At 69.9% G+C, this 12,694-nt stretch carries 12 protein-coding genes; 8 read left to right on the forward strand and 4 right to left on the reverse strand.

The window, feature by feature from the left end; genetic code table 11:
• Positions 1-146: 146 nt before the first annotated feature.
• Positions 147-1,430 (reverse strand): NAD(P)/FAD-dependent oxidoreductase, encoded by a 1,284-nt coding sequence (locus tag METY_RS19010; RefSeq protein WP_103122963.1) that lies wholly within the window; start codon positions 1,428-1,430, stop codon positions 147-149.
• A 203-nt stretch (positions 1,431-1,633) separates the two neighbouring features.
• On the opposite strand from METY_RS19010, the gene trxA reads away from it, so the two are divergent.
• The 3 genes from trxA to METY_RS19025 are packed head-to-tail and all read left to right on the forward strand — an operon-like array spanning position 1,634 to position 3,435.
• The gene (trxA, locus tag METY_RS19015) at positions 1,634-2,548 is read left to right on the forward strand and encodes a thioredoxin (RefSeq protein ID WP_103122964.1); all 915 of its coding nucleotides are present in this window, start codon (positions 1,634-1,636) and stop codon (positions 2,546-2,548) included.
• Between the two features lie 12 nt (positions 2,549-2,560).
• On the forward strand, positions 2,561-3,232 hold the full coding sequence (locus tag METY_RS19020) for an LON peptidase substrate-binding domain-containing protein (RefSeq protein WP_103122965.1): 672 nt from the start codon (positions 2,561-2,563) through the stop codon (positions 3,230-3,232).
• Complete coding sequence (locus tag METY_RS19025; RefSeq protein WP_103122966.1) at positions 3,229-3,435, forward strand: Trm112 family protein; 207 nt, start codon at positions 3,229-3,231, stop codon at positions 3,433-3,435. Before METY_RS19020 ends, METY_RS19025 begins: the two co-directional genes overlap by 4 nt.
• Positions 3,436-3,444: 9 nt before the next feature.
• On the opposite strand, the gene METY_RS19030 is transcribed toward METY_RS19025, so the two are convergent.
• Together METY_RS19030 and METY_RS19035 are read right to left on the reverse strand one after the other, a co-directional pair.
• Positions 3,445-4,626 (reverse strand): FAD-dependent monooxygenase, encoded by a 1,182-nt coding sequence (locus METY_RS19030; protein ID WP_103122994.1) that lies wholly within the window; start codon positions 4,624-4,626, stop codon positions 3,445-3,447.
• A gap of 20 nt (positions 4,627-4,646) precedes the next feature.
• Positions 4,647-4,829, reverse strand: coding sequence for a hypothetical protein (locus METY_RS19035; protein WP_103122995.1), 183 nt, complete (start codon positions 4,827-4,829; stop codon positions 4,647-4,649).
• 135 nt (positions 4,830-4,964) lie between these two features.
• Between METY_RS19035 and tesB the strand changes: the two genes are divergently transcribed.
• The 4 genes from tesB to METY_RS19055 all read left to right on the forward strand — a co-directional run bounded on the left by tesB (position 4,965) and on the right by METY_RS19055 (position 10,916).
• Positions 4,965-5,828 carry an acyl-CoA thioesterase II gene (tesB, locus tag METY_RS19040; RefSeq protein WP_103122967.1) on the forward strand — a complete coding sequence of 288 codons (864 nt, stop codon included), beginning with the start codon at positions 4,965-4,967 and terminating at the stop codon, positions 5,826-5,828.
• A gap of 316 nt (positions 5,829-6,144) precedes the next feature.
• Positions 6,145-6,483, forward strand: coding sequence for a P-II family nitrogen regulator (locus tag METY_RS19045; RefSeq protein WP_020186841.1), 339 nt, complete (start codon positions 6,145-6,147; stop codon positions 6,481-6,483).
• Positions 6,484-6,535: 52 nt separating this feature from the next.
• The gene (locus tag METY_RS19050; RefSeq protein WP_103122968.1) at positions 6,536-7,984 is read left to right on the forward strand and encodes an ammonium transporter; all 1,449 of its coding nucleotides are present in this window, start codon (positions 6,536-6,538) and stop codon (positions 7,982-7,984) included.
• A gap of 319 nt (positions 7,985-8,303) precedes the next feature.
• Positions 8,304-10,916: a DNA translocase FtsK gene (locus METY_RS19055; protein WP_103122969.1), complete on the forward strand. Its 2,613-nt coding sequence runs from the start codon at positions 8,304-8,306 to the stop codon at positions 10,914-10,916.
• Positions 10,917-10,923: 7 nt separating this feature from the next.
• Here METY_RS19055 and METY_RS19060 read toward each other — a convergent pair whose 3' ends face one another.
• A complete protein-coding gene (locus tag METY_RS19060) occupies positions 10,924-11,637 on the reverse strand; it encodes an AAA family ATPase (RefSeq protein ID WP_103122970.1) in 714 nt (237 codons plus the stop codon).
• A 153-nt stretch (positions 11,638-11,790) separates the two neighbouring features.
• Between METY_RS19060 and METY_RS19065 the strand changes: the two genes are divergently transcribed.
• On the forward strand, positions 11,791-12,498 hold the full coding sequence (locus METY_RS19065) for an outer-membrane lipoprotein carrier protein LolA (protein WP_103122971.1): 708 nt from the start codon (positions 11,791-11,793) through the stop codon (positions 12,496-12,498).
• Positions 12,499-12,694: the final 196 nt, after the last annotated feature.

Raw genomic sequence — 12,694 nt, forward strand, 5'->3', positions numbered from 1 at the left:
GAGGAACCAGAGAATGAGAATGATCGGCAGCGGAATGCCGATCAGCCAGAGAAGCCCGCCCTTGAACATGATCGTCGCCTCCGTGTGGTCTCGACGAACAAACTCCAGAGCTTAGGACTCGGTTCCGATCGGGCGGGAGCGGCCGCTCAGATCTGGTCCTTCTGGTCGGTGATGAGCCGCGCGCCGCGCTGGAAGGTCATGAAGTCCCACACCCACTTGAACGCGACGGCGATGCGGTGGCGCACGCCGATCAGGAAGAACACGTGGATGACGGACCAGAACAGCCAGGCCGTGATTCCGGTCAGGTTCATGTAGGGCAGCTTCACCACCGCGGACTTCCGCCCGATGGTCGCGAGATCGCCCTGGTGCTTGTAGCGGAAGGCCGGCGGCGGGACGGCGTCGCGGGCGCGCGACGCGATCACGTCCGCCACGTAGACGCCCATCTGCTTGGCGGCGGGCGCGACGCCCGGCACCGGGGAGCCGTCCTCGCGGGAGACGGAGGAGGTGTCGCCGATGACGAAGATCTCGGGGTGGCCCGGGACCGTCAGGTCCTTCTCCACCTGCACGCGGCCGGCCCGGTCGCTCGGCGCGCCGAGCCAGACGCCGGCGGGCGAGGCGACCACGCCGGCCGCCCAGATCACGGTTGACGCGTCCAGTCGCCCGCCCTCGAGATCGACGCCGCTCGCGTCGCAGTTTGTTACCCGCGTGTTAACCCGAACGTCCACGCCCATCTTCTCGAGCGAGGCGTGGGTGTAGGCCGACAGCGTCTCCGGGAACGCTGGCAGCACGCGCGGCCCGGCCTCGATCAGGATGACGCGGGCGGTGCGCGGGTCGATTCGGCGGAAGTCGGACGGCATCACATGCTTCGCGACCTCGACGATGGCGCCCGCCATCTCCACGCCGGTCGGGCCCGCGCCCACGATCGCGAAGGTCAGCAGCTGCTCGCGCTCGGCCGGGTCGTCGGCGAGCTCCGCCCGCTCGAAGGCGATCAGCAGCTTGCGGCGGATGACGGTGGCGTCCTCGATCCGCTTCAGGCCGGGGGCGAAGGCCGCCCAGTCGTCGCGCCCGAAGTAGGAGTGCGTGGCGCCGGTCGCGAGCACGAGCTCGTCGTAAGGCACGGTCACCGTGTCGGCGACGACGCGCTTGTTCTCGACGTCGACGCCGGTGACGTTCGCCAGCAGCACCTTGGCGTTGGCCTGGTACTTCAGCACGTGCCGGATCGGCCAGGCGATGTCCGCCGGCGAGAGTTCGGCGGTCGCGACCTGGTAGAGCAGCGGCTGGAAGCAGTGGTAGTTGTGCCGGTCCAGCACCGTCACATCCACGTCCGCCTTGGCGAGGCCGCGCGCGACGGTGAGCCCGGCGAAGCCTGCGCCAACCACGACGACCTTGCGGCGGGCCTTTGGGGTGTCAGCCAGGGGCGTGTCGGTCATCGGCGGCGGTGTCCTTTGCGGATCGTGTGGGTCTTGGGTCCACAATGCCTCGGAACGGGGGGCGGTTGTCCACCCCGGGCTCCGCGACCATCTGCCCTGCGGGCCGGCGCGGCCCATTTGCATTCGCGCTCCGGTTCCCCCATCTGTCACGCCAACGAAAGCTGCGGATCACTGCGTCCGCCGTCCTCATCAGGAGACCGCGCATGACGCTCGCCGATGGCGCCACGCCCCCCGTCGGAGCCGCCGACGGCCTCATCGTCGAGACCACGACCCGGACCTTCATGGCCGACGTGGTCCAGGCGTCCCAGACCGTCCCGGTTCTCGTCGACTTCTGGGCGCCCTGGTGCGGCCCCTGCAAGCAGCTCACCCCCGTGCTCGAGAAGGTGGTCAAGGCGGCGGGCGGCAAGGTCAAGCTCGCCAAGATGAACATCGACCAATACCCGGAGATCGCGGGCCAGCTCGGCGTGCAGTCGATTCCGGCGGTGTTCGCCTTCACCCGCGGCCAGCCGGTCGACGGCTTCATGGGCGCGCTGCCGGAGGCGCAGGTGCAGGCGTTCGTGGAACGGCTGCTGGGCGAGCCGGTCGGCGGCGGCGGGATCGCCGAGGCGCTTGCGGAGGCCGAGGCGACGCTGGCGGAGGGCGACGCAGTAACCGCCGCCGCGATCTTCGCCGACATTCTCGCGGAGGAGCCGGAGGAGGTCGCGGCGATCGGGGGCCTCGCCCGCGCGCTCATCGCCCAGGGCGACCTCGCCGCGGCGAAGGCGACGCTCGACGCCGCCCCCGAGGCGAAGGCCGGCGACCCGGCGCTTGCGGCCGCGCGGGCGCAGATCGAACTCGCCGAGAAGGCTGCGGCCGTCGGCGATCTCGCCCCGCTCGAGGCCAAGGTCGCGGCGGATCCGGCCGACCATCAGGCGCGCTTCGATCTCGCCGTCGGGCTTGCGGCCGCGGGTCTGCGGAAAGAGGCGGTCGGCCACCTGCTCGAGATCGTCAAGCGCGACCGCGCGTGGAACGACGACGGCGCCCGCAAGGAGCTCGTGACCCTGTTCGAGGCCTGGGGGCCGAAGGACGAGCACACGATCGCGGGCCGGAAGCGCCTGTCCTCGTTGCTGTTCTCGTGAGAGGGTGGCGGGATGGCCTCCAACATCGTCTACCATAAGCTCGACGAGCTTCCGGCCGTCCTCCCTCTGTTTCCGCTGCGCGCCGCCCTGCTGCTGCCGCGGGGCGAGTTGCCCCTCAACATCTTCGAGCCGCGCTATCTCGCGATGATCGAGGACTCGATCCGGTCCCACCGCCTGATCGGGCTGATCCAGCCGACGCCGGAGGCCTCCGACGACGAGGAGCGGCCGGCCCTTGTCCGCGTCGGCTGCGCCGGCCGCCTGACGGCCTTCGCGGAGACAGGCGACGGCCGTTATCTCGTCACCCTGACGGGCGTCGCGCGGTTCGCGCTTGTCGAGGAGCTGACCGCCGCGACGCCCTACAGGCAGGCGCGCGTGACGTTCGACGAGTTCGCTCTCGATCTCGCGCCCGGCGAAGGCCAGGAGGATGTCGACCGCGAGGCTCTGCTCAAGACGCTCAAGGATTATCTCGCCGCCAACGAGCTCGAGGCCGACTGGGACGGCATCCGTCGTGCGCCCAACGAGGCGCTCGTCAACGCGCTCGCCATGATGAGCCCCTTCGGCGCCCGCGAGAAGCAGGCGCTGCTCGAAGCTCCGGATCTCAAGTCGCGCGCTGAGATCCTGGTCGCCGTCACGGAGATGGAGCTGGCCAAAGCGCGCGGCGATGCGAGTTCATCACTGCAATGACCGACGCGACCGACCTTCCGCCCCGCGCCAGCGGCGTCGATCCGAAGCTGCTCGAGATCCTGGTGTGCCCGCTCACCAAGGCGACGCTGACCTATGACGCGGCGCGCCAGGAGCTGATCTCGAAGCCCGCCAAGCTCGCTTATCCCATCCGCGACGGCATTCCGATCATGCTGCCGGACGAGGCTCGCCCGCTCGAGGATTGAGACCGGCGTTCAGCCGCCGGCCGCGATCTCGACGATCTTCCGTTTGAGCGCCGGCGTCCGGTCAACGAGCCCCATGCCGACGTCGCGCGCAAGGCGGGCGGCGTCAGAGCGGAACAGCCGATAGAGCCCATCGGTCGCCGCGGCGAGCGCGGCGACGTCAAACCGTCGCGCGCGCTCGTAGCGGTCGAGCGTCTGGGGGGCTCCCCAGTCCTCGCCCGCGCGGGCGGCCTCCGCCACGACGCTCGCGAGCGCCATGACGTCGCGCAGCCCGACGTTCAGGCCCTGACCGGCGAGCGGATGCACCACATGGCCGGCGTCGGCGACAAGCGCGACCCGGTCTCCCACGAAGCTCCGGGCCAGCAGCAGCCGCAGCGGGAAGGACCCGCGGCGCCCCGCCAGCGTGATCGCGCCGAACGCGGGCCCGGCGCGGCGTTCGACTTCGGCCAGGAACGCGGCGTCGTCGGATGCCATCACGGCCTCGGCGGCCGCGCGCCGCTCGCTCCACACCAGCGCGGACCTGTTCCCGGCCAGCGGCAGCATCGCGAAGGGGCCGCCCGGCAGGAAGTGCTGGGTCGCGATGCCGTCGTGCGGCCGCTCGTGGGCGAGGGTCGCGGTCAACGCGATCTGGTCGTAGGCCATCACGTGGGCCGCGATTGTCGCGCGCTCCCTCACGCTCGACCGCGCGCCATCGGCGGCGACCAGAAGGCGCGCTGTCGTCTCTCCGCCCGAAGCGAGCGAAAGCGCAAGGCCCCCGCTCGCGGACCGATGCCCGACGACGCCGTCGGCGGCCAGACCGACGCCCAGGGCTTCGGCCTGCGCGCGCAGGGCCGCTCGCAGATCCGCGTCGAACGCCATGTGGGCGAAAGGCTCGCCCGCAATCTTCGCTCCAAGCTCGAGAAAGATCGGGCGGAGGACGTCGTCGAGCCGGCTGTCGGTGATCCGGAGCCCGGAGACCGGGGAGGCCGCCTCCGGCCAGCCGCCGAGATCGCTGAGAAAGCGCCTGACGTCGGCCGCAAGCATGGAGGCGCGGCCGTCGTCTCGCGGCTCGCGTCCGAGCGCTGGATCGAACGCCGTGATCCTGAGGCCGGGGCCCAGCGCCCGCTTCAGCGCCACGGCGAGAGCGAGGCCCGCGGCGCCGGCGCCGGCGACGGCGACGTCGAGGGGAGCGGAGGACGTGGCGGGAGCGGTCATGAGGCGCGTGATAGCACGGCCTAGCGCGGCCGGCATTTCCAGGATTTCACCGTCCACTTGGGATGGCGGTCGGTCCAGTCGACGACGACCGGCTGGGCGCTGACGATGCAGCCCATCGCCGGACCTTCGAACTCGACCCGCTCCTCGTGGCACGCGCTCGGATCGGTCGCGCGGCAGACGGTCATCAGGATGGCGAACAGCATCGGCTGGTCCTCCGCGCGTCGGCCGGCGCGCTCGCTTTCGCTCGCGCCGAGGCTCCGTTCGGATCGACCGGGCCGCGCCTTGACGCCGGACGCGCTGCGTCCATGCTCGCACAACGCACGAGTCAGGGAATCCGCATGTCCGCCGTCGCCGATCTGTTGAAGATTCTCGACCTCGAGCCGCTGGAGAAGAACCTGTTTCGGGGCCTGAGCCCGCAGACCGGCTGGCAACGGGTGTTCGGCGGCCAGGTCGTGGGCCAGGCGCTGGTGGCGGCGACCCGCACCGTCGACGGCCGCCCGCCCCACTCGCTCCACGGCTACTTCATGCGCCCGGGCGATCCCAAGACGCCGATCATCTACGAGGTCGACCCGATCCGCGACGGCCGCAGCTTCGTCACCCGTCGCGTCGTCGCGATCCAGCACGGCGAGGCCATCTTCTCGATGTCGGCCTCCTATCATCTCGACGAGGAGGGCTACGAGCATCAGCTCGACATGCCTGAGGTTCCACGGCCCGAAGACCTGCCCGACGAGCGCACGCTCAAGGAGCAGCTGATGCCGACCATGCCGGAGGCGATCCGCAATTACTTCGAGCGCGAGCGGCCGATCGAGCTCCGGCACGTGGACCCCATGCGTTATCTGGACGGTAAGCCGCGGCCGCCGCACCAGAGCGTGTGGATCCGGACCACCGCCGCGCTGCCCGAGGATCCCGCGATCCACCAGTGCGTGCTCGCCTACGCTTCCGACATGACGCTGCTGGACACCGCGCTTGTGGCTCACGGCAGTTCGGTGTTCTCGGGCGAGATCCAGGCCGCAAGCCTGGATCACGCGCTCTGGTTCCACCGGCCGTTCCGGGCGGACCAGTGGCTGCTTTACACTCAGGACAGTCCCTTCGCCGGCGGCGCCCGGGGGTTCACGCGCGGGCGGATCTACACGGAATCCGGCCAACTCGTGGCCTCGGTCGCGCAGGAAGGTTTGATCCGCCGGCGCCGCCCTGGCGCATAAACCGGCGACGGTATTGCTCACTTCCTAAGCGTCGCCATGCGGACGCCTAATTTGACGGCCGCATAATTAGGCTTTTTGCATATAAATCATGCAACTTGCCCGTAGAGCGTGACACTATTCCGTCCCGGCGTCGCTGGAAGCTGGCGGAATCAACGTTTTCCCAACCGTTCCATCAGTTGGCACGACCCTTGAATTCCCCGCGCCGGCGAGACCCGACGACGCAGCCGCGTCGTGCTGTCGTCTCGGACCACGCAACTGTCTCCCGGCGCCGCGCGCGACCATGCGCCGGCCCGGCGGGCCAACGGGGAAGCGACGCATGAAACTCGTGATGGCCATCATCAAGCCATTCAAGCTGGACGAGGTCCGCGACGCCCTGACCGGGATCGGCGTTCACGGGCTGACCGTCACCGAGGTCAAAGGGTACGGGCGGCAGAAGGGGCACACCGAAATCTACCGCGGCGCGGAATACGCCGTGAGCTTCCTGCCGAAGCTGAAGATCGAGGTCGCGGTCGCGGCCGGGTCGGTCGAGAAGGTGGTCGAGGCGATCGCCGCCGCCGCCAAGACCGGCCAGATCGGCGACGGCAAGATCTTCGTCCATTCGATCGACCAGGCGGTGCGCATCCGCACCGGCGAGACCGACAACGACGCGCTCTGACGAGCCGCGGTCGACGCCCCAACCCTATCCGACGTCTTCGGGAGTTCACTCGATGAAACTGAGTTCCGTGCTCCGCTGGGGAGCCCCGGCTTTGACGGCCGGCCTGATGCTCGCGACCGCGGCCTACGCGCAGGACGCGGCCGCGCCCGCGGCCGCCGCCGCTCCGGCCGCCCCCGTGCCCAACAAGGGCGACACCACTTGGATGCTGCTGTCCACCATCCTCGTGCTGCTGATGACCGTTCCCGGCCTCGCGCTGTTCTACGGCGGCCTCGTCCGCACCAAGAACATGCTGTCGGTGCTCATGCAGGTGATGGCGATCTCCTGCCTCGTGATGATCATCTGGGTCGTCTACGGCTACTCGCTCGCCTTCACCGACGGCGGCTCGCTCAACCCCTTCGTCGGCGGCTTCTCGAAGGCCTTCCTTGCGGGCGTCGACGTCACCACCGTGGTCGAGAGCTTCTCGCGCGGCGTCGTGATCCCCGAGCTGGTGTTCGTCTGCTTCCAGATGACCTTCGCCGCGATCACGCCGGCCCTGATCGTCGGCGCCTTCGCCGAGCGCATCAAGTTCTCGGCGCTGCTGCTGTTCACGGTCCTCTGGGTCACGTTCATCTACTTCCCGATGGCCCACATGGTGTGGTTCTGGGGCGGTCCGGAGTTCGCCGCGACTCATCCGGCTGAAGAGACCGTCGCTACCGCGGGTCTGATCTGGAGCTTCGGCGCGATCGACTTCGCCGGCGGCACCGTCGTGCACATCAACGCCGGCATCACCGCCCTCGTCGGCGCGCTCGTCCTCGGCAAGCGCATCGGCTACGGCAAGGAGCTGATGGCGCCCCACTCCCTCACCCTCACCCTGGTCGGCGCCGGCCTGCTGTGGGTCGGCTGGTTCGGCTTCAACGCCGGCTCCAACCTCGAGGCCAACGGCTACGCCGCTCTCGCCATGATCAACACCTTCCTCGCGACCGCCGCAGCGGCTCTCGCCTGGATGTTCGTGGAGTGGATGGCCAAGGGTCACCCGAGCATGCTCGGTCTGGCCTCCGGCGCCGTCGCCGGCCTCGTCGCGGTCACCCCGGCCGCCGGTTTCGCCGGCCCGATGGGCTCGATCGTCCTCGGCCTCGGCGCCGGCGTGGTCTGCTTCATCGCCTGCACCAGCGTGAAGAACGCCCTCGGCTACGACGACTCGCTGGACGTCTTCGGCGTCCATTGCGTCGGCGGCATCCTGGGCGCCATCGCCACCGGCATCCTGGTCAACCCGGCCCTCGGCGGCGCGGGCGTGGTGGATTACACGCTCGACAACGGCGCCGGCACCGCGGGCGCCTACGACCTGGCCACGCAGGTGATCGCCCAGCTCAAGGGCGTCGGCGTCACGATCCTGTGGTCGGGCATCGGCTCGTTCATCATCTACAAGATCGTCGACGTGGTCATCGGTCTCCGCGTGACCGAGGACAAGGAGCGCGAAGGCCTCGACGTCACCGAGCACGGCGAGCGCGCCTACAACCTCTGAGATCTCCGGCCGCGGTCGTGCGGCCGTCGATCCCAAACCTCGAAAGGCCCCGGCGCAAGCCGGGGCCTTTTGCGTTCGTGGAGCGCCGCATCAGCGCGCGGAGAGAGGTGTCTTGGCGCCGTCTGAGGCCGCGGGGTAAGGCCCTCTTAACCGTCTCGGGCTAAGACTCTGAGAAACGATCGACCACATGTCGGTCAAGCGTTCAGAAGGGTCGCGTCGTTCATGCAGGTGCGTTGCAAGGACGAAATCGCGGGTGGCGAAGCCGTCCGCAGGGGCATGTCGCGTCGGAAGTCCGGCCGCGCGGCCGAGGCGTCCTGAGGTGCGGGCCGTCCGCTCCCGCTCGCGCGGCTTCCAGTCGGTCGCTCTGCTGCCGGACAGCCTGCGCGACACGCTGCTGAAGCGGGCGACGGAGCTCGGCGGGCTGGCCCTGGTCGCGCTCGGCGCGCTCGCCGCCGTCGCCCTCGCGACCTGGTCGGTGCAGGACCCGAGCTTCAGCCACGCCACCAACGGTCCGGTCCACAACGCGCTTGGCCCGCTCGGGGCGGTGGTCGCCGACCTTCTGACGCAGACCTTCGGCCTCGCCGCCGCAGTCTTTGTGCTCCCCGTCGCCATCTGGGGCTGGCGTCTGCTGACCCACCGCGCGGTCGAGCGCGAGAAGATCAAGCTTCTTGCCTGGCCGCTCGCCGCGACGCTGATCGCGGGAGGCGCCGGGCTGCTGCCGGCGACGCCGTCCTGGCCTCTGCCGACCGGCCTCGGCGGCGTGCTCGGCGATCTCGTCCTCATGACCGCGGACGCCCTGGGGATCGCCAGCGGCGCCATCCGCGCCGGCGTAGCTGCGGCGCTCGCCGGCGGCGGCGCGGTGGCCTTCGCGCTCGCGATCGGGGCCACGCCGACGTTCCGCCGCGCCGAGGCCGACGAGCCGGCCCGCGCCGCGCCGCCGCTGTCGGCCGCCCGCGCCGAGCCGCGCATGACGGCCGAGCGCACGTCGGCCGCGCCGGAGGCCGAAGCCGATCCTTACGAGGACGACGACGACCGCCGCCTGATCTCGCTCGGCCTGCTCACCCACTGGGCGCTGTCGGCGAAGGCCGCCGCCGGGCGCGCCTTCTCCCGCCGGGGCGGAGAGCGCGACGACGACCGCGCGCTGTCCCGCATCCTCGAGCGCGCCTCCCGCGACGACGAGGACCTCGGCGCTCCGCTGCGGCGCGAGCCCGGCTTCGGCGTGGGCGAAGAGCGTCGCGAGCCGCCGCTGCGCCGCGAGACCCCCTCCGTTCTGGGCGGCGCCCCGCTGCAGCTTGCGGCTGGAGATCGGCCGATAGGCCGGGTCGCCGCGCCCCCGGCCGCGCCCAAGCCTGGCCGCCGTCTGGCGCGCGAGGCGCAGCCCTCGCTGCTCGACCGCGACGGCTACGAGCTGCCGCCGCTCTCGCTGCTGGCCGAGCCCAAGCGCACGATCGCTCCCCAGGTCAGCCACGAGGCGCTGGAGCAGAACGCGCGCATGCTGGAGGCGGTGCTGCAGGACTACGGCGTCCGCGGCGCCATCATCAACGTCAAGCCCGGCCCCGTGGTGACGCTCTATGAGCTGGAGCCCGCGCCCGGCGTGAAGTCGAGCCGCGTCATCAGCCTCGCCGAGGACATCGCCCGCTCCATGAGCGCGGTCGCGGCCCGCGTCGCCGTCATTCCCGGCCGCAACGCCATCGGCATCGAGTTGCCGAACGCGCGCCGCGAGACCGTCTACCTGCGCGAACTGCTGGCCTCCGCCGACTTTGAGAAGGCCAAGATGCGGTTGCCGCTCTGCCTCGGCAAGACGATCGGCGGCGAGCCGGTGATCGCCGAGCTCGCGCGCATGCCGCACCTGCTGATCGCCGGCACCACCGGCTCCGGCAAGTCCGTCGCGATCAACACCATGATCCTGTCGCTGCTCTACCGGCTGAAGCCGGAGGAGTGCCGCCTGATCATGATCGACCCCAAGATGCTGGAGCTCTCGATCTACGACGGCATTCCGCACCTTCTGACGCCCGTCGTCACCGACCCGAAGAAGGCGGTGGTCGCGCTGAAATGGGCGGTCCGGGAGATGGAGGACCGCTACCGCAAGATGTCGAAGCTCGGCGTCCGCAACATCGACGGCTTCAACGCCCGCGTGGCGCAGGCGGTCGAGAAGGGCGAGGCGATCACCCGCACGGTGCAGACCGGCTTCGACAAGGAGACCGGCGAGGCGGTCTACGAGCAGGAGATCATGGAGCTCGGCAAGCTCCCCTACATCGTCGTCATCGTCGACGAGATGGCGGACCTGATGATGGTCGCCGGCAAGGAGATCGAGGGCGCGATCCAGCGTCTGGCGCAGATGGCGCGCGCGGCCGGCATCCACATCGTGATGGCGACGCAGCGTCCTTCGGTCGACGTCATCACCGGCACGATTAAGGCGAACTTCCCGACCCGGATCTCCTTCCAGGTCACGTCCAAGATCGACAGCCGCACGATCCTCGGCGAGATGGGCGCGGAGCAGCTGCTCGGCCAGGGCGACATGCTGCACATGGCCGGCGGCGGCCGCATCTCCCGCGTCCACGGACCGTTCTGCTCCGACGAGGAGGTCGAGGACATCGTGGCGCATCTGAAGGCGCAGGGGCAGCCCGACTACCTCGACGCCGTCATCACCGAGGACGACGAGGCGGGCGAGGCCGGCGACGACGGCGCGGTGTTCGACAAGGGCGGCTTCGGGGACGAGGGCGCGGACGTCTACGACCAGGCGGTCGCGGTGGTGCTGCGCGACAAGAAGTGCTCGACCTCGTACATCCAGCGCCGCCTGCAGATCGGCTACAACCGCGCGGCCTCGCTGGTCGAGCGGATGGAGAAGGAAGGCGTCGTGGGCCCGGCGAACCACGCCGGCAAGCGCGAGATCCTGCTCGAGGGCGCCGACCGCGACGACGACGCGGCCTGACGGGCGGTCAGTCCTCGAGGAGTCGAGCCACCACGCTCGCGGGGTCCGCCAGAAAGCGCTTGTAGAGCCGGACGTGGCCCAGCTCGTGGTAGGCGCGGCGCTCGAGGCCGCGTTCGGTGAGCTCGTAGAGGGCCGCGCCGGGAAGCGCCATCAGCAGCGGCGAGTGCGTCGCGAGCACGAACTGCGCCCCGCGGCGGGCGAGCTCGGCGATCGCGGCGATCGCTTCGAACTGGGTCTCGGGCGCGAGCGCGGCCTCCGGCTCGTCCATCACGTAGATCCCGCGTGGTGAGAACCGGTGGCGCAGCAGCTGAATCACGGACTGCCCGTGCGACATGTCGTGGAAGTCGTCGCCCCCGTAGAATTCCATCCGGGCGCCGATGCGCCGCATCTCGGTCGCCAGATTGTAATAGGTGTCGGCGCGGTAGAAGAACGCGTCTTTGTGCGTCGGCGCCCCACGGATCAGGCGGAGCGTCCGGTGAAGCGGAGAAAGAGTGTCTTCGGTCACAAAGTTGTAGTGCGACGAGCCGCCCTCGGGATTGCAGCGGAGCTGCGTCGCGATCGCCTCCAGCAGCGTCGATTTGCCGGACCCGTTCGAGCCGACGAGGATCGTGATCGAAGCGCTGAGGTCGAGCTCTTCGATCTGCGCGAGCGCGGGAATGTCATAGGGGTAGACGCCGCGGTCCTCGACCTTGCTCCACTCGATCCGCAGGCCCCGCAGCATGCCGTCTCCTCACGCGTTCCGGCGGAGGATGCCCGCGGGCGGCGCGTCGCGAAACCTCAAAACGCCACGAACGCGTCCTAGGCACCATCGACCGACCGACCGTCGCGCCCTAGTCTCCGGGCGCCGCCCCCTATGACGAGGCCCTCTCTGCAGATGACTCGCCTTCTCGCCTCCACGTTGCTCGCCAGCCTCGCCTTCGCCGGCCCCGCCTTCGCCCAGCAGCAGGCGGCGCCGATGGACGTCTCGCCCCCGCCCGGCGTCGCCGACGCCCAGCTGGCGGCGGCGAACCGCGGCGTGCCGGTGGCGAAGCTCGATTCGACGCAGCGCGCGACGCTCTCCCGCGTGAACACCTATTTCAACGCCCTGCAGCAGATGACGGCGAAGTTCGTGCAGGTCGGGCCGGACGGCCAGCGCACCACCGGCACGCTGTGGATGGACCGGCCGGGCAAGATCCGCTTCCAGTACGACTCCCCGAGCCCGCTCGAAATCATCGCGGACGGCAACTCGGTGGTGGTCCGCAACCGCCGGCTCAACACCCAGGACATGTACCCCCTGAGCCAGACGCCCCTGCGCTTCCTGCTCCAGAGCAAAGTAGATCTGCTCGGCGACGCGAACGTGCTCGGCGTCTTCCAGGAGCCGGAGCTCGTCTCCGTGATCCTTGAGGAGAAGCGCTCGATCGGCGGCAGGGCCCAGCTCCAGCTGATGTTCGGCGGCGCCGACTATCAGCTTCAGCAATGGACGGTGACGGACGCCCAGGGGATGGAGACCTCGGTCGCCCTGTCGAACGTGGACACCTCCGCCAAGCCTGATCCGCGGATCTTCCGCATCAACCGCCAGGGCGTGGCGCGACCGCCAAAGTAGGTTTTTCCCGCGTCGATCTTTTCTACGTAGATTTACGCATTCAGGCCTTGACGCCATGGCTCGGCGGGCCCATCTCGGATCTCGAGCGAGGCGAACGAGCCACAGACCGCGTCCCCCCGTCGCGTCTGCAGCCGCACCCCGCGTCGTCGGTCTTCCCCCGATGCCGACGAAAGCGCTTCAAGCGCGAGACGCCCAG

The organism is Methylopila sp. Yamaguchi, assembly GCF_002897035.1.
Classification (GTDB): Bacteria; Pseudomonadota; Alphaproteobacteria; order Rhizobiales; family Methylopilaceae; genus Methylopila.